This is a genomic window from Azospirillum sp. TSH58 (assembly GCF_003119115.1).
Classification (GTDB): domain Bacteria; phylum Pseudomonadota; class Alphaproteobacteria; order Azospirillales; family Azospirillaceae; genus Azospirillum.
Map to the genome: position 1 here is coordinate 311,179 of NZ_CP022366.1, position 23,124 is coordinate 334,302.

Here is a 23,124-nt window from a genome sequence, read left to right on the forward strand (position 1 = left end):
ATGACCGTTCTTCTGATCGACGACGACCACGAGGTGCTGGACGCCAGCCGCCAGACGCTGGAGCTGGAAGGGTTCGCGGTGGAGGCGACGACCCGGCCCGAAGACGCCTTGGGCCGGCTCGGCCCGTCCTGGCCGGGCGTGGTGGTGACCGACGTCCGCATGCCCGTCCTGGACGGCTTCGCCCTGCTGGAACGGGTGCGCGCCGCCGACCCGGAGGTGCCGGTGGTGCTGGTGACCGGGCACGGCGACATCGCCATGGCGATGCGGGCGGTGCGCGGCGGCGCCTACGACTTCATCGAGAAGCCGGCCGAACCCGGCCATCTCGTGGAGGTGGTGCGCCGCGCGCTGGAGCATCGGCGGCTGGTCCTGGAGAACCGCAGCCTGCGGGCGCAGCTGGCCGGCGGCGGCTCGCTGGAGGCGCGCATCATCGGCCGGTCCGCCGCCATCGAACGGCTGCGCGCCGCCGTGGCCGGGCTGGCCGACGCGGAGGTGGACGTCCTGCTGTTCGGCGAGACCGGAACCGGCAAGGAGCTGGTCGCCCGCAGCCTGCACGACGCCGGGCGACGGCGGGCCGGGAATTTCGTCGCCCTCAACTGCGGCGCCCTGCCCGACACCATCATCGAGAGCGAGCTGTTCGGCCACGAACCCGGCGCCTTCACCGGGGCGCAGGGACGGCGCATCGGCAAGCTGGAGCACGCCGACGGCGGCACGCTGTTCCTCGACGAGATCGAGAGCATGCCGATGCACCTCCAGGTCAAGCTGCTGCGCGTGCTGCAGGAGCGGGTGATCGAGCGCGTCGGCGGCAACCGGCCCATTCCGCTGGACCTGCGCGTGGTCGCCGCCACCAAGGTCGATCTGCTGCGGCAGGCGGGGGAGGGCCGGTTCCGCGAAGATCTTTACTACCGCCTGAACGTGGTCACCGTGCCGCTTCCCCCCTTGCGCGAACGGCGGGAGGATGTGCCGCTCCTGCTGCGCCATTTCCTCGACGCCGCGGCGGCCCGCGCCCGCCGCCCGCCCCCCCCGGTGGACGCGGCGGCGCTGGCCCGTCTGGCCGCCCACGGCTGGCCGGGCAACGTCCGCGAATTGCGCAATGTCGCCGAGCGCATGGCCCTGGGCCTGGGCGACGGTCTGGGTAACGGCCTGGGCGGCGGCCTGGCGGGCGGACCGGCGGGCGGGGCAGGGGGCGGCGGGATCGAACCCCTGGCCGGGCAGATGGACCGCATCGAGAAGCAGCTCATCGAGGACGCGCTGGCCCGCTGCGGCGGGCGGGTCGGCGAGACGGCGGACAAGCTGGGCATCACCCGCAAGACCTTGTACCTGAAGATGCGTCACCACGGCCTCCACCGCGGCGACTTCACCGAGGAGTGAGGGCCAAGGAACGATGACCAAGGAACGTTGGTGGCCGGGGACGGTCAGTTGGGCTTGGTCTTGCCGTTCGGCGCGTTCCCATTCTGCTGTTGCCTTTTGAACTCCTCGTAGGATTGGTCGGCCATTCCGCGCAGCGAGCGCCCGATCGCCGCGTATTCGTACTCGTTCAGATTGGCCAGCGAGACGCGGGCGGCCGGCTGCAGGGTGCCGAAGCCCTTGCCCGGCAGCAGGACGATGCCGGTCTCCGCGGCGATGCGGAACAGCATGTCGTTCGGAACGAACTTCGCCTTCACCCAGGCCGCGTAGTCCGGGCCGTAGAGCTTCAGCGCGATGTCCTCCAGATCGAGGAGCGTGTAGTAGTCCACCGCGTTCGGGTCGGACAGCGTCGGAAGGCCCAATTCGCGATACAAGGCGGCCTCGCGCCGACGGATGACCTTCTTCAGCTCGGCCTTGTAGCCGTCCTGCTCGTCCATCAGGGCGAACAGCGAGAACATCACCATCTGCACCTGCTGCGGCGTGGACAGCCCGGCGGTGTGGTTCAGCGCGACGGTGCGGCTGTCGGCGACCAGCCGGTCGATGAAGCGCAGGCCGCGCACGTCCGGCACCAGCGAGCCGTAGCGGCGGTCGAGCGCGGCTTTCCGCTCCTCCGGCAGGCCGGCGACCCGCTGGTCGCAGACATTCCGCTTGTGGGTGGCGATCACGCCCAGCCGCCACCCCGTCGCTCCGAAATACTTCGAGAAGGAATAGACCAGCATGGTGTTCTCGGGGCAGACGGCGAACAGCGACCGGAAATCGTCCGCGAAGGTCCCGTAGACGTCGTCCGTCAGGATGATCAGGTCCTTCCGGTCGTTCTTCACGATGGCGGCAATGCGGTCGAGGCTGCGGTCGTCCATCTTGACCGAGGGCGGGTTGCTGGGGTTGACGCAGAAGAACACCTTGACCGCCGGGTCCTTCAGCTTGTCCAGTTTGGAGTCCGGGTACTGCCAACCCTTGGTCGGGTCGGCGTTGATGGCGACCTCCGTCAACCCGTACTCGTCGAGTTCCGGGATTTCGATGTAGGGGGTGAAGACGGGCAGTCCGATGGCGACCTTGTCGCCCCGCTCGACCAGCCCGTTCTGCTTCATCGAGTTGAAGATGTAGGTCATCGCGGCGGTGCCGCCCTCGACCGCGAACAGGTCGATGCTGCCGGGCGGCAGGAAGCCGCCGACCATCTCCTTCACCAGATAGTGCCGGACGATGTCCTCGCTGATCGCCAGCATGCGCGGCGGCACCGGGTAGTTCGCCCCCAGCACCCCCTCCACCATCTCATGCAGGAAGCCGGAGCCCGACAGGCCGAGCTGGTCGCGCACGTAGCTCAGCGCGCGGCCGAGAAACACCACCCCCTCCTGGTCGCGGTGCTCCGAGACGTAGCGTTCGAACCGGCCCTCGATGCCCTCGATCCGCGGCAGGCCGCCGACGCCGTTCGGCATGTAGGAGAAGGACAGCTCGGCCTCGGCGACGGCGAACAGGCCCAGCCGGAAGAAGGCCCGGCGCGGCAGGGTCGCCAGGAAGTTCGGGTTGCCGCGCCCCGCGTTCAGCATCAGCCGGTTCTCGCGGCCGGAGGCGAGCTTGATCAGTTCGTCCTTCAGTTCGAAGGGACTGAGCTTCGCGTATCGGCTGTAATCGATCGAGTCCATCAGGGGATCTCCTCGTCTGGATCACACGAAGGCCACCACCAGCGGCCCCAGAAGGGTCAGGAAGACGTTCGCCAGCGCGTAGGTGATGGCGAAGGGAACGGTCGGGATGGAGTTGCCCGCCTTGTCGAGCACCTCGCCGAAGGCGGGGTTGGCGCTTCGCGATCCGGCGAGCGCGCCGGCGAAGATGGCCGTGTTGTCGTAGCGCAGCAGGTAGCGCCCGACGAGCAGGGTCAGGATCATCGGCACGAGCGTCACGACCACGCCGACCAGGAAGATGCTCAACCCGCTTTCGACCACGGTGCTCACGGCCTGCCGGCCGGATTGCAGGCCGACCACCGCGACGAAGCCGGCCAGCCCCAGGTCGCGCAGAAGCGTGGAGGCCGGTGTCGGCATGTTGCCGATGGCGAGGTTGCGGGTGCGGTACCAGCCGAACAGCAGCCCGGCCAGCAGGGCGCCGCCGCCGCTGCCCAGAGTCAGCGGGATGTCGCCGATGCGGATGACGGCGAGGCCGACGAGCAGGCCCAGCGCCAGGCCCAGCCCGTGGTAGATGAAGTCCGTCTTGTCGCTCGCGATGACCTCCGTCCCCACCGACGTCGCGACGCGCTGCACGTCCTCGGCGGTGCCGTAGAGCGTGGCGACGTCGCCGGCTTCGATCACCGTGTCGGGGGCGAGCGGCAAAGGCCGGTCGCTCCGCTTGATGCCGGTCACATAGACGCCGTGGTACAGGTTGGCCGAGGATGTCTTGCGGATCTCGGCGACGGTGCGGTGGACGAAGGCGGGGTTGGTGATCGCCACGTCGCGCACCAGCATGATGAGGTCCATGCCCTGCGAGGACTGAAGCTCCGGGCCGAGCGTGTCGGCGAGCCCGACCACCCCGGCCCGTCTCCCGACCAGCAGCACGACGTCCCCGGCCTCCAGCCGCAGGTCCGGCTGCAACCCGATCAACGCGTTGTTGCGTTTCACCCGCTCGACGCTGACGGGGCCGTCGGCGGAGTCCGCCTCGACCTCCGCCACCGTCCGCCCGGCCGCCCGCTCGATGCGGTAGAGGCGCCCGACCAGGGGCGGCATGGCGTACTCCTCGCCCCGCGCCAGGAAATGGGCGCCGGCCAGCATCGCGGTTTCCGCCTTGATGGCGTCGTCGCGGATGCCGCGCTTCATGATCCACGGCAGCAGGTTGACGCAGACCAGGATGGCCCCGAACGACCCGAAGATGTAGGTGACGGCGTAGCCGACCGCGACGTTGCCCTGGAGGCGCTGCACCTCCTCCGCCGGCAGCCCGAGCTTGCCGATGGCCGAGCTGGCGGTGCCGATGATGGCCGACTGGGTCAGCCCGCCGGACGCGATGCCCGCCGCCAGACCTTTGTCGAGGCCGGTCAGGCGGGCCATGATCACGACGGTGACCAGACCGCTGACCGCCAGGACCGCCGCCAGGATGATTTCCCGGATCGACTGCCGGCCGAGCGATTGAAAGAACTTCGGTCCGCTTTCGAAGCCGACCGCGTAAATGAACAAAGCGAACAGAACGGCTTTGACGCCGTTGTCGATCGACACGCCGATCTGGCTGATCAGCACGGCGACCAGCAATGATCCGGCAACGCCGCCGAGCTGAAACTTGCCGAACTGAAATTTACCGATCCAATAACCGCCGGCCAGGGAAAGAAATAACGCGATTTCCGGAGCTTGATCGACGATGGAGTGAAGCCATGACATGGGGAATCCTTCAAAAAGGTTCTTCCTGCGTGCATCACCGATCGCGGGGATGATCAAGTGAAATAGCAATGCGTCTGAGCGGTCAAGGCGCGTGGTTTTGTTCGATAAGAGACAATGTTTTTTGGAATATGATGGGATTTTGGATGGATGGTGTGTTGTTTTGTTTTTATTCAGTGGCTTATCAGGGTTTTGTGGTTGATGGTTATTTTAAATATTTTGCGCGGTTACCAATGCGCCGGATGAACACATTCAAGGAGAGGCTGGATACCAAGAAAGGCGGTAACGCTTTCGGCCGCCGCACCATCTTCTTTGTGGCCGGGCGGGGCGGATTTCCGATGCGCCCTGGGGTGTGACGAAGCCCTGGGATTGGATCGTCCCGTTCCCGCCGTTACCCATCGCACCCACCCGATGTTACCGGCTTTACCCATTCCTCCGGCGCGACCCCAGTGAATTCGCCTGCGAACGGTCTGGCACGCGGATTGCTGAAGGAGCACGCAGAAAAAACATTGGGAGGAACCATCCTATGTCTCGCACGCTGCACGGCGTCGCGGCCGCCCTGGCCGTCCTGCTCGCTTCCAGCACCGCCGCCTTCGCCCAGGACCCGTCGGGCAAGCTGGTCGTCGTCACCTCCTTCCCGAAGGACCTGACGAGCGCCTTCCAGCAGGCCTTCCAGAAGGCCTATCCGAAGGTCACGCTGGAGGTCCTGAACCGCAACACCAACGCGGGCGTGAAGTATCTCCAGGAGACGGCGTCGAACAACGGCACCGACCTGTTCTGGGCCTCCGCCCCCGACGCCTTCGAGGTCCTGAAGGGCGCCAACCTGCTGCAGGCCTACAAGCCGAAGGTCGAGGGCATTCCGGAGAAGGTCGGCGCCTATCCGATCAACGATCCGGAGGGCATGTACGCCGGCTTCGCCGCGTCTGGCTACGGCATCATGTGGAACAGCCGCTACATGAAGGCCAACGACCTGCCGGCCCCCAAGGAGTGGTCGGACCTCGCCAAGCCGGTCTATTACGACCATGTCGCCATCTCCGCCCCGTCGCGCTCGGGCACCACGCACCTGACCATCGAGACCATCCTCCAGGGCGAGGGCTGGGAGAAGGGCTGGCGGACCAACAAGGAGATCGCCGGCAACTACCGCACCATCACCGAGCGCAGCTTCGGCGTGCCGGACGGCGTGAACTCCGGCAGCTTCGGCATCGGCATCGTGATCGACTTCTTCGCCCTGTCGTCCCAGGCCTCGGGCTTCCCGGTGGAGTTCGTCTATCCGACGGTCACCACCATCGTGCCGGCCAACATCGGCATCGTGAAGAACGCCCCCAACAAGGCCGCCGCCGAGACCTTCGTCGACTTCATCCTGTCGCCGGAGGGCCAGGAGGTGCTGCTGCAGCCGGCGATCCGCCGCCTGCCGGTCAACCCGGCCACCTACGCGAAGGCGCCGGCCGACTATCCGAACCCGTTCAAGGACACCTCGCTGGGCTCGCAGGTGAACTTCGACGTCGAGGTGTCGCAGGCCCGCTACAACGTGGTGGACGCGCTGTTCGACCAGCTCATCACCTTCCAGCTCGACGGGCTGAAGGCGGCGACCCGCGCCATCCATCAGGCCGACGCCGCGCTGGCCAAGAAGCCCAACGACAAGGCCAAGGCGCTGCTGGCCGAGGCGCGCGACCTCGTCGCCGCCATGCCGGTGACCGCCCAGGAGGCCGCCGACCCGCAGCTCGCCGGCGCCTTCACGGTGGAGCGCAAGAGCGCCACCGACGCCGTGCCGGAGCGTCAGGCGCAGGTCGAGCAGAAGTGGGCCGCCTTCGCCAAGGACAACTACGCCGCCGCCCGCAAGAAGGCCGAAGAGGCCCTGGCGCTGGCCCGCTGATCCGCGCGTGACGGGAGGGGCGCCCCGCGCGGGCGCCCCGCCTCGCCTTCTCCCCCGATACCATTGGGCTGAACCATGACGTCTCTTGCGCTCACGCGCGAAAGCATCGCGCGCGTGCGGCCGGGGCCGGCGGTGGCGGCTGTGCTGATCGCGCTGTTCCTGCTGCTGTTCCTCGTCGTGCCGGTCGTCCAGGTCATCTTCGTCGCCTTCCAGGACAAGACGACCGGGGCCTTCACCCTGATCAACTTCGCCGACTTCTTCCGCAACGACCTGTTCATGCGGTCGTTCTGGAACTCCTTCTACGTCTCCGCCATGTCGGTGGTGGTGGCGAGCGCGCTGGCCCTGCCGCTGGCCTATCTGACGACGCGCTTCGAGTTCCGCGGCGCCGTGCTGATCCAGAGCCTGGGCATCATCCCGCTGATCATGCCGCCTTTCATCGGCGCGGTCGCGATGCAGCTGCTGTTCGGGCGCAACGGCACGGTCAACCTGCTGCTGCGCGACCATTTCGGCATCACCATCCCCTTCATGGAGGGGCTGAACGGCGTCATCTTCGTCCAGAGCATCCACTACTTCCCGTTCATCCTGATCAACCTGTCGGCCAGCCTGAAGAACATCGACCGGGCGATGGAGGAATCGGCGCAGAACCTCGGCTGCCACGGCTTCCGGCTGTTCCGCCGCATCGTCTTCCCGCTGGCCATGCCGGGCTACGTGGCCGGCGCCTCGCTGGTCTTCATCAAGGTGTTCGACGACCTCGGCACGCCGCTGCTGCTGAACGTCAACGACATGCTGGCGCCGCAGGCGTACCTGCGCATCTCCTCCATCGGCATCGCCGACCCGATGGGCTACGTGATCTCGGTGGTGCTGATCGTCTGCTCGCTGCTCGCCCTCTGGGTGTCGGCGCTGGCGATGAAGGGCAAGGACTACGCGACCGTCCAGCGCGGCGGCGGCGGTCTGGCGCGGCGGCGCATGAAGCCGCTGGAGCTGGTGGCGGCCTACGCGGTCGTGCTGCTGATCCTGGTGCTGGTGCTGGCGCCGCACATCGGCCTGACCCTGCTGTCCTTCGCGACGATCTGGTCCTTCAGCCCGTTCCCCGACGCCTTCACGATGAAGCATTACGGGACCGTCTTCCTGGAGAGCGGCCAGTACATCACCAACACGCTGCTCTACGCCTCGCTGGCCGCACTGCTCGACGTGGTGATCGGCACGGCCATCGCCTATCTGGTGCTGCGCAGCAAGCTGCCGGGCCGGCAATGGCTGGACTACATCGCCATGGCGGCGCTGGCGGTGCCGGGCGTGGTGCTGGGCATCGGCTATCTGCGCAGCTTCTACGACGTGCCCATGCCCTTCACCGGTCAGCCGCTGTCCGGCTTCTGGCTGATCCTGGTCTTCGCGCTGGCGATCCGCCGCCTGCCCTACGCGCTGCGCGCCTGCACGGCGGCCCTGCAGCAGGTCAGCAACTCGCTGGAGGAGGCGGCCGAGAATCTGGGCGCCACCAAGCTGCGCACCATCAGCCGCGTGGTCGTGCCGCTGATGTCGGGCGGCATCCTGGCCGGCTTCGTCACCAGCTTCGCCACCGCGGCGGTCGAGCTGTCGGCGACCATCATGCTCGTCCATTCGCAGAGCGACGCGCCGCTGGCCTACGGCCTCTACGTCTACATGCAGTCGGCGGCCGGGCGCGGTCCGGGGGCGGCGCTGGGCGTCTTCGCCGTCGTCATCGTCGGGCTGGGCACCTACCTGTCGCACGTCATCATCGAGCGGGGCCGGCGCGAGCGCGGCCAGGACCATTGAGGGGAACCGCCACCATGAACCATCAATTCTCCCCCACCTCCTTGGCCGCCGGGATGGAGAGCGTCGGCGTCCGCATCGACGGCGTGGACCTGTCCTACGGCAGCCACCGCGTGCTGAAGGACATCCATCTCGACATCAAGCCGGGCGAGTTCTTCGCCTTCCTCGGCCCGTCGGGCTGCGGCAAGACCACGCTGCTGCGGCTGATCGCCGGCTTCAACACGGCGCAGCGCGGGGCGGTGACGATCGGCGGGCGCGACATCTCGGGCCTGCCGGCGCACAAGCGCGACGTCGGCATGGTGTTCCAGAGCTATGCGCTGTGGCCGCACATGACGGTGCGCCGCAACGTCGCCTTCGGGCTGGAGGAGCGGCGCGTGCCGCGCGCGGAGATCGAGCGGCGGGTGGACGCGGCGCTCGACCTCGTCGGGCTGAAGCATCTGGCCGACCGCCGCCCGTCTCAGCTGTCCGGCGGCCAGCAGCAGCGCGTCGCGCTCGCCCGCACCATCGTGATCGAGCCGAAGGTGCTGCTTCTGGACGAGCCGCTGTCCAACCTGGACGCCAAGCTGCGCGTGCAGATGCGCCAGGAACTGCTGAGCCTCCAGCGCAAGCTGGGGCTGACCACCATCTTCGTCACCCACGACCAGGAGGAGGCCAACACCATCTGCGACCGCATCGCGGTGATGGAGGACGGCATCGTCCAGCAGGTGGGCACCCCGCAGGAGCTGTACGACCACCCGGCCAATCTGTTCGTTGCCGGCTTCCTCGGCACCGCCAACGTGCTGGAGGGGCAGGTGCGCGCGGTGGACGGCGGCGGGACGGCCTTCGTCACGGGCGGCGGCGTGCCGATCCCGCTGCCGCACGGCGTGGAGCCGGGGGCCGAGGGCAAGCTGATGTTCCGGCCGCAGAACCTGTTTATCCGCCAAGAGAATGGGCGCCAGGATGGCGGGCCGCCGCGTCACGGCCATGTCCGGCTGGTGGGCGTGGTGCGGCACCGCGAGTTCCTGGGCGCCTCGATCCGCTACGCGGTGGACATCGGGGGGCAGCAGGTTCAGGTTGACGCCCCGCACCAGGCCGGCGACGCGCTGCTGCCGACCGACACCCCGATCACCCTCGACCTCGCGGCCGACAAGGCCCGCTTCCTGCGCCGATAGGAGTCGCATTCCGGTGACCAGCCTTTCCAACCGCATTCCCTTCCGTGCCGTCGCCTTCGACCTCGACGGCACGCTGGTGGACAGCGCCGCCGACCTGATGCACGCCTCCAACGCCCTGCTGGCCGAGCTGGGCCGCCCGCCGGTCGATCTGCCGGCGGTGCGCTCCTTCATCGGCGACGGTGTGGCCAAGCTGGTGGAGCGGGTCCTCACCGCCACCGGCGGCCTGCCCGGAGCGGAGGAGACGGCGGCCCACACCCGCCGCTTCCTGGCCATTTACGAGGCCGACCCCAGCGCCCACAGCGCGCTTTATCCCGGCGTGGCGGAGACGCTGACGGCGCTGTCCGCGGCCGGGCTGAAACTCGGGGTGTGCACCAACAAGCCGATGGCGGCGACCCGGCGGCTGCTCGCCGACCTCGGCATCGCCGACCGCTTCACGGCGGTGGTCGGCGGGGACAGCTTCCCCAGCCGCAAGCCCTCGCCGGAGCCGGTGCTCGGCCTGCTCGCCCTGATGGATGTCCGGCCGGAGGAGACCGTCTTCGTCGGCGACAACGAGCATGACGTGGCCGCCGCCCGAGCCGCCGGGGTGGCGCGGGTGCTGGTGCTGCGCTACGGCTACGCGCGGGTGCCGCTCGACAGCCTTCCGCACGACGGCATCCTGGAGCGCTTCGGCGACCTGACGGGGGCGCTGTCGGCGGCCTCGGCATGTTGAACCGTCTCGTCTTCTGCCGGCATGGTGAGACGGAGAGCAACGTCGGAGGCTGGCTGGCCGGGTCGCGCGACGTGTCGCTGACCGAGCGCGGGCTGGCGCAGGCCCACGCCGCCGCTGCGGCGCTGGCCGCCCAGGGGAGCCCGGTCGCCGCCATTCATTCCAGCCCGCAGCGGCGCGCTCTGGAGACCGCCGGCGTCATCGGCGCGGCGCTCGGCCTGCTGGTGACCGTCGTCCCGGGTCTGGAGGAGCGGCGCTGGGGCGATCTGGAAGGGGGCGCCGTCCCGGCGGACCTCCTGCGCGAGGAAGTGCCGGGCGGTGAAAGCCTCACCGCCTTCCAGGCCCGCGTCGCCGCCGCGCTGGACGGCTTGCCGGTTCCGGCGGACGGGCGTCCCCCGCTCGTGGTGGCGCACGCCGGCACGTGGCACGCGCTGTGCCGCTGGCTGGGCCTCGCCCCGGACACGCTGTGGCCGCCCAACGCGATGCCCGTCGCGCTGGAGCGCGCCGGGGTTTTTGAAAGCGTCGGGATGCGGGTCAGCGGATCTCGATGAGGTCCGTCAACTCGCGCACGACCAGTTCCAGGCTGTCGGCCACCGCCTCGCAGGACACCCGTTCCTCCGGGGTGGTGAAGTCGGCGGAGCGCAGGGTGGCGATCTGCTCCTTCAACCGGCCGATGTAGGCGATCAGCTTTTCTTCCATGCCCGGACCCCGTGGCGCGAGAGGCTTCCCGCTACGATAACAGGCGAGGGGGGCCTTTGGCGCCGGGATTCTCCGCCGAAGGGCGGATGCCGGCGCCAAAGGCCGGCCGGCAACGCCATCACGGCAGCGTTGTCATAAGGGCTTGATGCCCTGCCGGTAGGTGAACAGGTCGGTCTTGTCGTACGCGGTCTTCACCCCCCGCAGCCGGGCGTAGTTGCCGCCGTAATAGGCGCCCGACCAGTCCTTCAGGGACGGGTCGGGGAAGTTCTGGAAGGCGCCCGCCGCCCTGGTGGCCGCGTTGACGGTGGTGTAGAACCGCTCCTGCCAGGCCAGATTCTCGTCCACCAGGGATTTCGGGTCCTTCCGGTTCCACCAGTTCACCTCGGACGAGAACAGCCAGTCGTAGCCGCGGTGGACGTAGGCGGTCGCGTCCGCCGGTGTGGCGTTGACCCGGCCGCCGACCTGGAAGAACTTGAAGGCGTTGGCCATGCTGGTCCCCGGCATGCGCTGGGCGAGCCGGATCATGGTGGCGATGGCCTCGGGTGTGATGTCCGCCGCCCTCATGTAGGAGGATTTCTCCTGATAGAAGTAGGGGTAGGTGAACTCGCTCAGCAGGTCCTGCGCCGGCCAGTAGGCCATGTCCCGGTCGATCTTCGTCTTCGACGCCTTTTCCAGGACCGGGCCGATGATCGCCTCGACCGTCGTGCCGCATGGGTGCAACTGGCCGAGGATGGAGACGGTGAGCCGCGGATCGCCGCTGCCGAGCGCCGGCTTGGTGACGCTGATCTTGCTGCCGAACTCCGGCGGCGCCTCCGCCAGACGCGTCAGCAGGCTGTGCAGCACCTCGTCCACGTCCGTGGTCCAGGTGATGTCGAAGACGGTGACCGTCTCCACCGGGAAGGTGCGCAGGGTGAAGGAGGTGTTGATCCCGAAATTCCCGCCGGCACCGCCGCGGCAGGCCCAGAACAGGTCGCTGCCGTCTCCGCTCTCCTGGATGTCGGTGTGCAGCGCGCCGTCCGCCGTGACGATGTTCGTGGCGTGCAGCAGGTCAGACCCCATGCCGAACATGCGCATGTTGAAGCCGATGCCGCCGCCCAGCAGGAAGCCCGCCGCTCCCACGGTGGTGCAGCGTCCGTGGGTGACGGTGCGGTTCAGCCGTTCGAGCGCCTGATAGACCATGCCGTTCAGGGCGCCGCCGCCCACCTTGACCAGCCCGTCTCCGCCGGGCAGAGCGGTGATGGCGCTGAGGGGCGTCATGTCGATGAGCAGGCCCGGGGTAGTGGAAAAGCCCGCGTAGTTGTGCCCGCCGCTGCGCACGGCGAACCGGGCGCCGTGCTTCCTCACCCAGGCGACGCAGGCCTGCACGTCCGACTCGCTCGCGCAGCGCGCGATGGCGGTCGGAAGCGTCCGGAAACGCAGGTTGTTGGGGCGGGCGTAGTCGCCGAAGAACGGGTCGTCGGGCAGCACGACGCCGCCCTGGACCGCCCCGGCCAGATCCTTGAGCGCCGAAGGCGCGATCCGGCGGTCGCCGGATTCCGCGAATGCGGGAAAGGGGGCGACGCTGGTGAGCGCCGAGGCGGCGGCGAACCGGCCCGCCCCGACCAGGAACGTGCGGCGGCTCGGCTGAGCGGCAGTGATCATGGAATTCCCTTCCCGCGGAGTATTATGCGATTATGTACAACTTTTCGGGAATATCGGGAAGATCTCTGCTTCCTATCGGCGATCGGGACAGGAGAAGGCCATCGCCGCGGATGACATCCGTAGTGCGTGTCCGTTTGAACCGGCTGGGTTTCGCTCGCGCAGAAGACGCTCGCAATGCGCCATCGAGACGCCGGATCGAATCAAAGAAATGGGAGAATGAAGCGCAGCGTTCGGGTTCGGCCTGTGTGGCCGGAACACCATCTCCTCGAACCAGGCTGTGAGGAAAATGGTGCCCAGGGACGGAGTCGAACCGCCGACACGGGGATTTTCAGTCCCCTGCTCTACCAACTGAGCTACCTGGGCGCCGCTGCGTGCGGGGCCGTCTTATAGGAAGAACCAGAGCGCTTGTCCAGCGCAATTCGTCACGCGATCGACAGAGAGTGTTCGCACCGCGGGGGAGGGCGGGACCGGTTCCGTTCCGAAAGTGGTCATACCAGTTTTGACCTGAGTCATGGTGCGCGCCCCGCGATGGGTGGATAGTCCTCTTGCCGCGCGGACGAGACAGAAGCGCCGCCCGGCCATGACCGATTTCCGTGCGTGCCCCGGATGCCGTTCCAGAAGGGCTTCAGCCCGCCCGCATCCGGTTTCCTTGTCCGGCCCGAAGGGGCCGGCGGCGCGCCAACCGCAGAGGCGACACGATATGCCCGTCACCACGCTTGCAGACCTCAACGACCTCGTCCTTCGCGTCCGGGAGGCGCAGAAACTCTACGCCGGCTTCCCGCAGGAGACCGTGGACCGCATTTTCCGCAGCGCCGCCCTGGCCGCGGCCAACGCGCGCATCCCGCTGGCGAAGCTGGCGGTCGCCGAGACGCGCATGGGCGTGATGGAGGACAAGGTCGTCAAGAACCACTTCGCCTCCGAGTACATCTACAACAAGTACAAGGACGAGAAGACCTGCGGCATCCTCGAGGAGGACCCGGAATACGGCATCATGACGATCGCCGAGCCGGTGGGGCTGATCTGCGCCATCGTGCCGACGACCAACCCGACCTCGACGGCCATCTTCAAGGCGCTGATCAGCCTGAAGACGCGCAACGGCATCGTCTTCTCGCCGCACCCCCGCGCCCGCAAGGCGACCTGCGAGGCCGCGCGGATCGTGCTCCAGGCGGCGGTGGAGGCCGGCGCGCCGCCGGACATCATCGGCTGGATCGACGAGCCCTCGGTGGAGCTGTCGAACGCGGTGATGCACCACCCCGACATCAACCTGATCCTGGCGACCGGCGGGCCGGGCATGGTCAAGGCGGCCTATTCCTCGGGCAAGCCGGCCATCGGCGTCGGCGCCGGCAACACCCCGGCGGTGATCGACGAGTTCGCCGACATCAAGCGTGCCGTCGCCTCCATCCTGATGTCCAAGACCTTCGACAACGGCGTGGTCTGCGCGTCGGAGCAGTCGGCCATCGTCGTGGACGCCGTCTATGACGCGGTGCGCGACCGCTTCGCCCACCATGGCGGCCACATCCTGTCGGCGGCGGACGCCGACGCGGTGCGCAAGGTTCTGCTGAAGAACGGCGCGCTGAACGCCGACATCGTCGGCCAGTCGGCGGGCGCCATCGCCGCCATGGCCGGGCTGAGCGTGCCCAATCACACCAAGGTGCTGATCGCCGAGGTCGAGGCGGTGACCGAGGACGAGCCCTTCGCCCACGAGAAGCTGTCGCCGACCCTGGCGCTCTACCGCGCCCGCGACTTCATGGACGCCTGCGAGAAGGCGGCGGCGCTGGTCGCGCTGGGCGGCATCGGCCACACCTCCGCCCTCTACACCGACCAGGACCAGCAGCCGGAGCGCATCCGCCATTTCGGGCAGGCGATGAAGACGGCGCGCATCCTGATCAACACGCCCTCCTCGCAGGGCGGCATCGGCGATCTCTACAATTTCCGGCTGGCGCCGTCGCTGACGCTCGGCTGCGGCTCCTGGGGCGGCAATTCGATCTCCGAGAATGTCGGGCCGCAGCACCTCATCAACCGCAAGACCGTGGCGAAGCGGGCCGAGAACATGCTGTGGCACAAGCTGCCGAAATCCATCTATTTCCGCCGCGGCTGCCTGCCCTTCGCGCTGGAGGAGCTGCGCGGGAAGAGGCGCTGCCTGATCGTCACCGACCGCTTCCTGTTCGAGAACGGCCACGTCGACGAGACCGTGCGCATCCTCAAGGGGCTGGGCCTCGCGGTGGAGACCTTCTTCGAGGTCGCCGCCGACCCCACCCTGGCGGTGGTGCGGCGCGGGCTGGCGCTCGCCAACGCCTTCCAGCCGGACGTCATCCTGGCGCTGGGCGGCGGCTCGCCGATGGACGCGGCCAAGATCATGTGGGTGATGTACGAGGCGCCGGACGTCGCCTTCGAGGATCTGGCCCTGCGCTTCATGGACATCCGCAAGCGCATCTACACCTTCCCGAAGCTGGGGGTGAAGGCGCAGTTCGTCGCCGTCCCGACCACGTCGGGCACCGGGTCGGAGGTGACGCCCTTCGCCGTGGTGACCGACGAGCGCACCGGCATCAAGTACCCGATCGCGGACTATGAACTGACGCCGAACATGGCGATCATCGACGCCAATCTGGTGATGGACATGCCGAAGGGCCTGACCGCCGCCGGGGGCATCGACGCGGTGACCCACGCGCTGGAGGCCTACGTCTCCGTCCTGGCGAACGAGTACACCGACGGGCAGGCGCTGCAGGCGCTGAAGCTGCTGAAGGAGCATCTGCCCTCCGCCTACGCCAACGGCGCCCGGGACCCCAAGGCGCGGGAGCAGGTGCACAGCGCCGCCACGCTGGCCGGCATCGCCTTCGCCAACGCCTTCCTCGGCGTCTGCCATTCGATGGCGCACAAGCTGGGGGCGGAGTTCCACCTGCCGCACGGCGTCGCCAACGCGCTGCTGATCGCCAACGTCATCCGCTACAACGCCGCCGACATCCCGACCAAGCAGACCGCCTTCAGCCAGTACGACCGGCCCAAGGGCGTCGCCCGCTACGCCGAGATCGCCCGGCATCTGGGCCTCGGCGGCAGCCGCGACCATGAGCGGGTGGAAACGCTGGTCGCCTGGGTGGAGGAGCTGAAGCGCACGCTGGACATTCCGGCCTCGATCCAGGCCGCCGGGGTGCCGGAGGCGGAGTTCCTGGCCCGCCTGGACTCCATCGCCGAGGCCGCCTTCGACGACCAGTGCACCGGCGCCAACCCGCGCTTCCCGCTGGTCGCGGAGATCCGGCAGCTTCTGCTCGACAGCTATTACGGCCGCGCCTACGCCGAGGACGCGGAGCGGGCGCCGGAGGCCGGGGCGGAGCGCAAGCCGGTGGCGCTGGTCCGTTCGCGCTGATCCTTTCACGTTGATCCGGGCCTGACAGGGCCGCCCGGCGCCGGGACACCGGACGCCGGGCGGCCCATTCTTTTGTCCGGAAAAAAAGCCGGTCTGCCGAAGTCTTCACGCCCTGACGCCATGAAACGTCGATTGGCTGTGAACCCATTGTCCGAAACGGCGGCAGGTGATTCCGGTCATGATTCGATCCTATCAATCCGATTACCGCCATCGCGGCCCCGCGATGCATGCATTCGTCTTCAAGGTCCGGCGCTCGCGGAAGAAGCGGCACGGCTTTACCAAGGAGGCGGTGCGATGACCTTGCCGGTCTGTGGCTCGCTGGACGAGATCCTGCACCCGGCCTCGGCCGATTTCCGCAGCCTGCCGGACCTGATCGGCGGGCTGATGGGCCGGCTGGCCGACCGCGCGCCGCTGCGCGGCGGGGCGCTGTGGCTCCAGGACATGGGCACGCTGGTGCTCGCCCAGGACCGGGCGGGCGGCCGCCTTCGCTGGACGGAGGACGGCGACCCCAACGACGCCGCGGCCGATCCGGAGGCGGTGGTGGTGCCCATCACCTACGCCGACGCGCCGGTCGGCGAGATGCGGCTGGTCCTCGACCGCGCGCCGGACGGCGCCGCGCCCGAAGCGCCCATCCTGCACGACGTCGCCCGCCAATGCGGCTATCTGGCCAAGCGCTACGAGGTGCGGCGCTGGGCGGAGCGGCGGTTCGGTCGGCCCCTGATGATGGTCGGCATGAGCCCGGCGCTGCGCGAGCTGGACGCCTTCCTGGAACAGGCCGCCCACAGCGCGCTGCCCGTCCTGCTGACCGGGGAGTTCGGAACGGAGAAGGCCCAGCTCGCCGCGGCGATCCACGGCTGCGGGCCGCGGCGCGACGGCCCCTTCGTCCAGGTCAACGGGGCGGACCCGGCGGGCACGCCCGCCGACTGGTTCGCGCGGGCCGCCGGGGGCACCCTGTTCCTCAGCGGCGTGGACGAGATGACGCCGGCCCTGCAAGGGCAGATCGTCCAGCACATGCCGTCCCAGCTCGGCCAATGGCTCGACGCGCCGGACGGTTGGACGATGCCCGGCAACGGGGCGGGCAATGGGATGGGGGGGCCGCGGGTCATTGCCTCGACCACCGCCGACCTGCGGCGGCTGGCCGAGGAGGGGCGCTTCTCCCGCCCGCTGCTCGCCGAGCTGGATTTCCTGTGCGCCACCGTGCCGCCGCTGCGCGACCGGCCGGCGGACATCGAGCCGCTGGTCCTCGCCGCCCTCGACCGCCACGGCGGGCGCGCCGACGAGACGCGGACCGACGAGCTGATCGCCCTGTGCAAGGCCCATTCCTGGCCGGAGAACCTGTTCGAACTGGAGCGGGTGATCGCCCGGCTGGCGGTGATGACTGGAGGCCGGCCGATCCGCCACGGCGACGTGCGCCGCCATGCCCCCTGGATGGTCGGCGGCGTCCTGCCGGCGGACGCGGAGTCCGGCATTCATCCGGTGGGCCATCCGGTGGACCACCCGAACGGCCATCCGGAGGCCGCGTCCGTTGCCCCGCCGGCGGCATCGCCCGCCGACCACTGGGTGCGCTGCGCGCTGACCCGCGACCAGGACGCCCTGGCCCGGCTGCACGGCGGCCTGCGCAAGGCGCTGGTCTTCCTGGGCGAGCGCTTCGCCGACCCGATCACGCTGGACGAGCTGTCCCGGCAGGCGCATGTCAGCCCGTCCCACCTCAGCTACCTGTTCCGGACGGAGCTTCAGACCTCCTTCAAGGGCCTGCTGGGCCGCATCCGCATCCACAAGGCGCGCGAGCTTCTGGCCGTCGATCGGCGGCTGCCGATCACCGAGGTGGCGATGAGCGTCGGGTACGGCGACCTCAGCCATTTCGAGAAGAGCTTCCGCCGCCTCGTCGGGGAAAGCCCCCGCGAGTACCGGCGCAACCTGACCGGCGCCGCCGCTCACCGGTGAGCCGGCCGGAGGGGCGACCGTCACGCCCCCCGCCGGCGAAACGTCCGAAGCGTACCGGAATGCTCGTCGCCCGGCGTCCGCGCCCGGGCGCCCATCGGCGACGGCATTCCTTCGCTTTTTCCTTGGCCGGCTCCAGGCCGGCATCACAGAACGGGTGGAATCATGGCGCTTTACAGTGTTGGCTTTATTTCCGTCGTCAGCCAGAAGGCGGCCTTCCGGGCCGGAAACAGGGAACTCGACAAGTTCTTCGATTTCCAGAATGCCGAAGGAATCGACATGACGGAATTCCTTCAGTACTGCCAGGAGAATCTTGGATATCAGGCCTCCGGTCTGTGGCGGATCTATAAATATTTTAAATTGACCGCGCCTTGCGAAAGCACGCTTCAGGGCATCGCGTCCATCTACGCGGGTCATTTTGCAATATTTTCAGAAATGATCGATGGCGGACATGTGCAAAGGTCGGTTGCCGGTTTCAATCCGGCATCGCTTTTGTCCAGCTTCGCCAGCACATCGACTCTGAAGGAAGGCGGGGCCATACCTGGAAAATGGTACAATGACGAGGTGATGTTCCTGGACGGCGCCAAGCGTGTCGTTTCGATCCCCGTTTCAGAGGCCGCCTATGATCTGTTCAACGAGAAGATAACCGAATTGAAGCAGAACAAATCAAATCTGTTTGATAATTCTGTCAATAAAATGATGTATGGCTGGTACAGCCTTGATGAAAATAGAAACAAGTTCAACTGCGTCACCGCCGGCATTTCGGCGGTAAAGAGAATTATTAATATTGCAAATTCGAGCAACATGAACGATAGTGGATTGGATTATTTGTCTGGTGTGGTCGATAAGATGAATGAATTCATCACGCCTCTTGTTACGGATGGGAAGGGGACTTTGACGCCGGTGTTGGACGCCATGCAGATCGGCCGGTTCCTGTGTTACGAACCGGCGGTGCCGAAACTCTGATGTCGTCAAGCGGACGCCCGGCGGTGTGATTTCGCACCGGCAAGGCCGCACCGGAACGGTTTGGAACCGTTCCGGTGCGGCGGGCTTTCGTCCGAGGTTGGAAGGGCTCTCCGTCCCCGTCCCCGGCCCATCGGCGGGCGGCTCACCCGGAGGCTGGTCAGCCGGCCATGCCGACCAGCCTGATTTCGCTGGTTTCGCCATGGAACACGGCAAAGTGCGCCTGTCCCTGGGAGAGGCCGGGGTCAAGGGCCAGAATGTTGGCCCAACGGTCGCCGAGAAGGGTCCACAGGGCGTCGGGCTGCGATCCGTACAGGGGCCGCCCGGCCAGCCACGCCGGGTCCAGGCCGATCCGGAATCGGCGATCGGACAGGACGCTTTCCACCCGCTGGCGCAGGACGGTGCGGAAGCGGTCCAGCGTGTCCGCCGTCATGCCGCTGACGGAACGCGGGAAGGCGTCGAGCAGAGCCTGGTCCTCCGCCGCGAAGTCGTTCCTGGGCAGCGGCCTGCCGCGCAGCGCCCGCAGCACCGCGTCGATGCGGTCCAGCGGCGTGTCCGGGTCCTGCAGGACGTCGCCGATCGGCTTCAGGCAGCGCAGGACCGACACCGCATCCCGTCCCTCGGGATGGCTGGCGAGATGCTCGTGGATCGCCGCGTCGGACGCGGTCAGGATGTCGTCCAGATGCAGGCGGCCAACCGCGGCGGCGGTCATGGCCGCGACCCGCTTGTCGATGGCGTCGCGGATCGCCTCGGCGTCGCCCTGGTCCAGCGCCGGCCGCACGGCGCCCCACATCCCCCGGTCCATGATCGGCTCCAGGCTGTCGCCCAGCGTCATGACGATCCGGCCCCCGCCGGCGCACAGCGGGGCGAACACCTCCAGCATCTGGGCCGAGAAGGGGAAATCCAGAACCACGGTCCGTGCCGTCCATCCGGACGCCTCCAGGGGCGCGACGACGCTGGCGGCCAGGGTCTCCGCCGTCCAGGTTCCGGGGGACAGCAGCGGCTCGCCGTCGGCGCTCCGTCCGCCGCTGCCCTGGTTCACGACGAGCAGATCCAGGGTCCGCCGCTCCTCCGCCCCGGTCGGGGACGGGCCCAGCCGCCGCGCCGCATCGACCGGATTGTCGTCGAGGACGATCCGGACGGCATCGTCGGGGTAGTAGCTCCGCGGGTAGTCGGCGGCGGAGCCCTGCGCCTGCTCCGCGCTGCTCAGCATCAGATGGCGGCACCGGCCCTGGCGCAGCGCCGTCACCGACGGATCGGCGCCGTCCGGCGCTCCGCTGCGCAGGCTGATGGCGGTCAGGGCGTTCAGCGTGGCGGCGAGCCGGCTGCGGACGGCGCCGTCGTCGGTCTGCGCCAGGCTCTCGCGGACCGCGCGGATCGTGTCGGACAGGGCGGCGACCGGCAGACCCCGGATCAGCGAAGGGGGCGCCCCGCCCGGCGCGGACCCCGTCACCGCGAGCGTGGCCCCGACCGGCGCATAGCGCAGGAGACCGAGATCCACCTCCTCGTTCCAGACGATGGACAGCCGGCCGCCGTCGCGGACCAGCGCGAAGCCGCTGCGTTGGGCGGCCAGCCAATCCGCGATCCGCGAGGCGGCGGCGGTGAGGAGCTCGTCGGGCGGGCGCCCGGACACGCCGTCCTGAAGCAGGATGTCGACGGGGGCTGACGCCGCGCCGTTCCCTTGGCGTGGCAGGGCCTGCTCCAACTGCAGCGCCGCGGCCCAGGGGCCCTGGATGACCGGCTGGACGCCCGGACCGTTCCGCGCCTCCTCCGGGGAGGGCAGGGACGTCAGGCAGGTCAGCAGCGAGCTGGATTCTTCGAAGCGGTCGCGCAGGAAGGACGCGCGCTTCTCCAGATGGCTTTCCATGGCCGCCGACACCCAGAGGCCGAATCCCACGGCGCCCGCGGTGGGCGTGGTCTCGTCGCTCCAGGCGCCCTTGTCCTTGGCCGCCTTGATGGCCGCCGACACCGTCGCGGGCAGGTCGGCCAGATCCGCGTAGTTGGGAACCGCGGCGGCGAACCAGCGGTCGAAGGCCGTCGCCAGCGCCTTGTCGGTGGCGAGGCCGTAGCCCTGGCAAAACTGTTCCAGGATCACGACGAGCAGGCGCCGCGCCGTGGCGTCGCCCAGCCCGTCGATGGCCTTGAGGGACAGCGGGACGACGCCTTCCCGGATGCGGGCGCGGATCGCCGCGATGCCGTCCGCCGTGGCCTGGTCCTGCCCGGCGAGCAGGCCGTTCAGCCGGGAGATCAGCGCCGGAGCGGCGTTCCCTGGTGGGGGCGCGGAACGGCACAGGGCATCGACCGCCCGCAGGGCCGAGGTGATGCGGTAGGCCGCTCCCGGCCGCGGCAGCCCGTCCTCGAGCCGGACGTCGCCGGTGAAGCGCCGCCATTGCTGTTGGAGGGCCAGGGTGCCGTGGCGCGGGATGGTCACGTCGACCAGCACGGCGGCGCAGCCGTTGCGCCCGTACTCCAGGACTCCCCGCCCGCCGCCGCGCGCCGCCGCCTCGTCGGCGCCGTCCGTCATCGGGCTTTCCGCCAACGGACTGTCCGCCGGCGCCGCGCCGGCCAGCCGGTAAAGCAGCCCGTACAGCTCCAGCTTCAGCGAGAACAGGGCCATGACGAGGAGGTTGTGCAGACGCCGGAACAGCGCGAACCAGGCCGGGGCCGGCAGGCCGGGGTTGACGAGGATCCGGACGGCCCACCCGCGGGCCCCCGCGCGCCCGTCCTCCAGGACGATGAAGCGGCTGTTTCCGGACGGATCGCTCTCCGCCGCCTGCCGGGCCAGCGCCCGCAGGCGGCCGCACAGCCAGTCCGCCAATTGCGGATAGCCGCCGTTGAGGAGGCGCGTCAGCACCCGGTCGGCGTCGGCCAGACGGCCCGCTGGAACCGGGCCGTCGGACGCGACCTTGAAGCGGATGGCGAGCTGGAGGCGGCAGGCCGCCTCGGCGCCGTAGGAGAGATGGACGCCCCCGGCGGCCAGCGCCGCCTCGCCCAGCTCATCGATGATCCGGGCGAGACCGGCCATGATGGCTTCCACCGCGTCCCAGCTCTGCGCCGCCGCCATGTCCTGGTCGAGACCGCGAAGCTGGCGCCGCTCCTCCCGGAAGGGGCCCGGTGGGAGGGAGGCGCCGCCCGCCTCGGCCGGTCCGGCATAGGCCTCGATCAGCGGCAGCAGGATGTCGCGGACGCTGCGCAGCCGGCGCGAGATGGCGTCGGACCCGATGGGCTGTCCGTCCTTCGCCTCGCCGGCGATGGCCAGCGCCTGCTTCAGCAGGCGGCGGGCGGCCGTCAACCGGTCGTCGGGAAGGGGAAAGCGCTCGCCCTCGTAGACCGCTCCGGGCGGCACGCCCAGCAGGGCCGGCGCTCCCTCGCCCGCCACGAACAGCCGCCCCATGGCGGCGGTCTCGATGGCGGCGCGCTCGCCGGTGGCGGCGATCCCGAAGGAGGACCCGCGCACCATCCGCAGCCAGGCGGATTGGGAGGGCTGGAGCGGGTGCACGGCGGCCGCGGTCCAGCCGTGCGCGGCGTCGCGCTGGGAGGACGGCGCGACCGGCAGACCCAGCGCCTGCGTCGCGGCGGCGGCCACCGCGTCCATGCTCGCCTCCACCGGGGTGGCGGGCGGGGCGAAGGGCAGGGCTTCGGGCGCGACAACGATCAATCTCCGGCGCGTGCGGGACGGCATGCGGAATGTCCTTCGGCTCGGTTGGGGACAGGGGCGGAACCTGGCGGAAACGCTCCCGACCCGCGCGCGCCGGGGGACCGCGCAGCGTCGCGGTCGCTCCGGAGCGGGCAGGTCGGTGGCGGCGGGGTCAGAGGGCCGGGTCGCCCTTGCTGTTCATCGCCCGCGCGATCTGGGCGCTGGCCGCGGCCATGGCCTGCTGCGCCGCCTCGTTGGCCGCGGTGACGGCCTTCTGCTGCTGCTCGCTGGCCTGCTGCATCGCCTGACCGCCGGCGCCGGCCCCGCTGGCGGCCTGGAGCGCCTGCGACATCGCCTCGTTCGCCTGGGACATCGCGCCCTGTTCGTCGGCGTGGCCGCCGGGATGCGCGGTCAGGCCGGGGATCGCCTCCACCGCGTGGCCGGCGAGCTGGATGGCCTGTTCGACGGCGGCCAGCGCCTGCTCGGCGGCGGCGTTCACGCTCTTCACCGCGTGGTCGAGCAGCGCGCTGGCGATTTCGGCGGGCGTCTTGGTGCCCGCCTCGAACGGCGCCGTGTCGGGCGCCGCCACGGGCTCCGGCGACGGCGCATTCATCGC

At 69.1% G+C, this 23,124-nt stretch carries 16 protein-coding genes and 1 tRNA gene; 10 read left to right on the forward strand and 7 right to left on the reverse strand.

Translation table 11 applies throughout. The features are described from left to right. Entirely contained in the window at positions 1–1,368 is a 1,368-nt protein-coding gene (locus TSH58p_RS20095) for a sigma-54 dependent transcriptional regulator (RefSeq protein ID WP_109071970.1), read from the forward strand. Positions 1,369–1,412: 44 nt separating this feature from the next. Here TSH58p_RS20095 and TSH58p_RS20100 read toward each other — a convergent pair whose 3' ends face one another. Both TSH58p_RS20100 and aspT read right to left on the reverse strand, forming a co-directional pair. Beyond that, positions 1,413–3,044, reverse strand: coding sequence for a bifunctional aspartate transaminase/aspartate 4-decarboxylase (locus tag TSH58p_RS20100; RefSeq protein WP_109071969.1), 1,632 nt, complete (start codon positions 3,042–3,044; stop codon positions 1,413–1,415). 21 nt (positions 3,045–3,065) lie between these two features. Then, the gene (gene aspT / locus TSH58p_RS20105; protein ID WP_109071968.1) at positions 3,066–4,754 is read right to left on the reverse strand and encodes an aspartate-alanine antiporter; all 1,689 of its coding nucleotides are present in this window, start codon (positions 4,752–4,754) and stop codon (positions 3,066–3,068) included. A gap of 68 nt (positions 4,755–4,822) precedes the next feature. Here aspT and TSH58p_RS20110 point away from each other — a divergent pair, with 68 nt between their 5' ends. The 6 genes from TSH58p_RS20110 (at position 4,823) to TSH58p_RS20135 (ending at position 10,817) form a co-directional block, all read left to right on the forward strand. Beyond that, positions 4,823–5,107, forward strand: a complete 285-nt coding sequence (locus tag TSH58p_RS20110) for a hypothetical protein (protein WP_146205933.1) — start codon at positions 4,823–4,825, stop codon at positions 5,105–5,107. Between the two features lie 170 nt (positions 5,108–5,277). Beyond that, positions 5,278–6,624, forward strand: coding sequence for an ABC transporter substrate-binding protein (locus TSH58p_RS20115; RefSeq protein WP_109071966.1), 1,347 nt, complete (start codon positions 5,278–5,280; stop codon positions 6,622–6,624). 75 nt (positions 6,625–6,699) lie between these two features. Next, positions 6,700–8,412, forward strand: coding sequence for an iron ABC transporter permease (locus TSH58p_RS20120; RefSeq protein WP_109071965.1), 1,713 nt, complete (start codon positions 6,700–6,702; stop codon positions 8,410–8,412). A 14-nt stretch (positions 8,413–8,426) separates the two neighbouring features. Then, on the forward strand, positions 8,427–9,560 hold the full coding sequence (locus TSH58p_RS20125) for an ABC transporter ATP-binding protein (RefSeq protein WP_247874242.1): 1,134 nt from the start codon (positions 8,427–8,429) through the stop codon (positions 9,558–9,560). Positions 9,561–9,573: 13 nt separating this feature from the next. Next, positions 9,574–10,269 (forward strand): phosphoglycolate phosphatase, encoded by a 696-nt coding sequence (gene gph, locus TSH58p_RS20130; protein ID WP_109071963.1) that lies wholly within the window; start codon positions 9,574–9,576, stop codon positions 10,267–10,269. Then, positions 10,263–10,817 carry a histidine phosphatase family protein gene (locus tag TSH58p_RS20135; protein WP_109071962.1) on the forward strand — a complete coding sequence of 185 codons (555 nt, stop codon included), beginning with the start codon at positions 10,263–10,265 and terminating at the stop codon, positions 10,815–10,817. The genes gph and TSH58p_RS20135 overlap by 7 nt, the downstream gene beginning before the upstream one ends. Here TSH58p_RS20135 and TSH58p_RS33235 read toward each other — a convergent pair. From TSH58p_RS33235 to TSH58p_RS20145, 3 genes are all read right to left on the reverse strand, one after another. Next, positions 10,801–10,965, reverse strand: coding sequence for a hypothetical protein (locus TSH58p_RS33235; protein ID WP_014199676.1), 165 nt, complete (start codon positions 10,963–10,965; stop codon positions 10,801–10,803). The genes TSH58p_RS20135 and TSH58p_RS33235 overlap by 17 nt on opposite strands. A gap of 132 nt (positions 10,966–11,097) precedes the next feature. Further along, on the reverse strand, positions 11,098–12,606 hold the full coding sequence (locus tag TSH58p_RS20140) for an FAD-binding oxidoreductase (RefSeq protein ID WP_109071961.1): 1,509 nt from the start codon (positions 12,604–12,606) through the stop codon (positions 11,098–11,100). Positions 12,607–12,893: 287 nt separating this feature from the next. Beyond that, a tRNA-Phe gene (locus TSH58p_RS20145) sits at positions 12,894–12,969 on the reverse strand. A gap of 337 nt (positions 12,970–13,306) precedes the next feature. Here TSH58p_RS20145 and adhE point away from each other — a divergent pair. The 3 genes from adhE (at position 13,307) to TSH58p_RS20160 (ending at position 18,874) form a co-directional block, all read left to right on the forward strand. Continuing rightward, positions 13,307–15,967, forward strand: a complete 2,661-nt coding sequence (gene adhE, locus TSH58p_RS20150) for a bifunctional acetaldehyde-CoA/alcohol dehydrogenase (protein WP_109071960.1) — start codon at positions 13,307–13,309, stop codon at positions 15,965–15,967. A 294-nt stretch (positions 15,968–16,261) separates the two neighbouring features. After that, entirely contained in the window at positions 16,262–17,911 is a 1,650-nt protein-coding gene (locus TSH58p_RS20155; RefSeq protein WP_199230216.1) for an AraC family transcriptional regulator, read from the forward strand. Positions 17,912–18,073: 162 nt separating this feature from the next. Next, positions 18,074–18,874 carry a hypothetical protein gene (locus tag TSH58p_RS20160; protein WP_109071959.1) on the forward strand — a complete coding sequence of 267 codons (801 nt, stop codon included), beginning with the start codon at positions 18,074–18,076 and terminating at the stop codon, positions 18,872–18,874. Positions 18,875–19,031: 157 nt separating this feature from the next. Here TSH58p_RS20160 and TSH58p_RS20165 read toward each other — a convergent pair whose 3' ends face one another. Together TSH58p_RS20165 and TSH58p_RS20170 are read right to left on the reverse strand one after the other, a co-directional pair. Then, on the reverse strand, positions 19,032–22,553 hold the full coding sequence (locus TSH58p_RS20165) for a hypothetical protein (RefSeq protein WP_146205932.1): 3,522 nt from the start codon (positions 22,551–22,553) through the stop codon (positions 19,032–19,034). A 127-nt stretch (positions 22,554–22,680) separates the two neighbouring features. Then, positions 22,681–23,121 (reverse strand): hypothetical protein, encoded by a 441-nt coding sequence (locus TSH58p_RS20170; RefSeq protein ID WP_109071957.1) that lies wholly within the window; start codon positions 23,119–23,121, stop codon positions 22,681–22,683. Positions 23,122–23,124: the final 3 nt, after the last annotated feature.

Excerpts from the sequence above, each read along its gene's own strand:
- TSH58p_RS20110 (WP_146205933.1), top strand. The coding sequence starts at position 4,823 with ATGCGTCTGAGCGGTCAAGGCGCGTGGTTTTGTTCGATAAGAGACAAT.
- adhE (WP_109071960.1), top strand. The coding sequence starts at position 13,307 with ATGCCCGTCACCACGCTTGCAGACCTCAACGACCTCGTCCTTCGCGTC.
- TSH58p_RS20100 (WP_109071969.1), bottom strand. The coding sequence starts at position 3,044 with ATGGACTCGATCGATTACAGCCGATACGCGAAGCTCAGTCCCTTCGAA.
- TSH58p_RS20160 (WP_109071959.1), top strand. The coding sequence starts at position 18,074 with ATGGCGCTTTACAGTGTTGGCTTTATTTCCGTCGTCAGCCAGAAGGCG.
- TSH58p_RS20115 (WP_109071966.1), top strand. The coding sequence starts at position 5,278 with ATGTCTCGCACGCTGCACGGCGTCGCGGCCGCCCTGGCCGTCCTGCTC.
- TSH58p_RS20170 (WP_109071957.1), bottom strand. The coding sequence starts at position 23,121 with ATGAATGCGCCGTCGCCGGAGCCCGTGGCGGCGCCCGACACGGCGCCG.
- TSH58p_RS20155 (WP_199230216.1), top strand. The coding sequence starts at position 16,262 with ATGACCTTGCCGGTCTGTGGCTCGCTGGACGAGATCCTGCACCCGGCC.
- TSH58p_RS20165 (WP_146205932.1), bottom strand. The coding sequence starts at position 22,553 with ATGCCGTCCCGCACGCGCCGGAGATTGATCGTTGTCGCGCCCGAAGCC.
- TSH58p_RS20140 (WP_109071961.1), bottom strand. The coding sequence starts at position 12,606 with ATGATCACTGCCGCTCAGCCGAGCCGCCGCACGTTCCTGGTCGGGGCG.
- TSH58p_RS20095 (WP_109071970.1), top strand. The coding sequence starts at position 1 with ATGACCGTTCTTCTGATCGACGACGACCACGAGGTGCTGGACGCCAGC.
- TSH58p_RS20135 (WP_109071962.1), top strand. The coding sequence starts at position 10,263 with ATGTTGAACCGTCTCGTCTTCTGCCGGCATGGTGAGACGGAGAGCAAC.
- TSH58p_RS20125 (WP_247874242.1), top strand. The coding sequence starts at position 8,427 with ATGAACCATCAATTCTCCCCCACCTCCTTGGCCGCCGGGATGGAGAGC.
- TSH58p_RS33235 (WP_014199676.1), bottom strand. The coding sequence starts at position 10,965 with ATGGAAGAAAAGCTGATCGCCTACATCGGCCGGTTGAAGGAGCAGATC.
- aspT (WP_109071968.1), bottom strand. The coding sequence starts at position 4,754 with ATGTCATGGCTTCACTCCATCGTCGATCAAGCTCCGGAAATCGCGTTA.
- TSH58p_RS20120 (WP_109071965.1), top strand. The coding sequence starts at position 6,700 with ATGACGTCTCTTGCGCTCACGCGCGAAAGCATCGCGCGCGTGCGGCCG.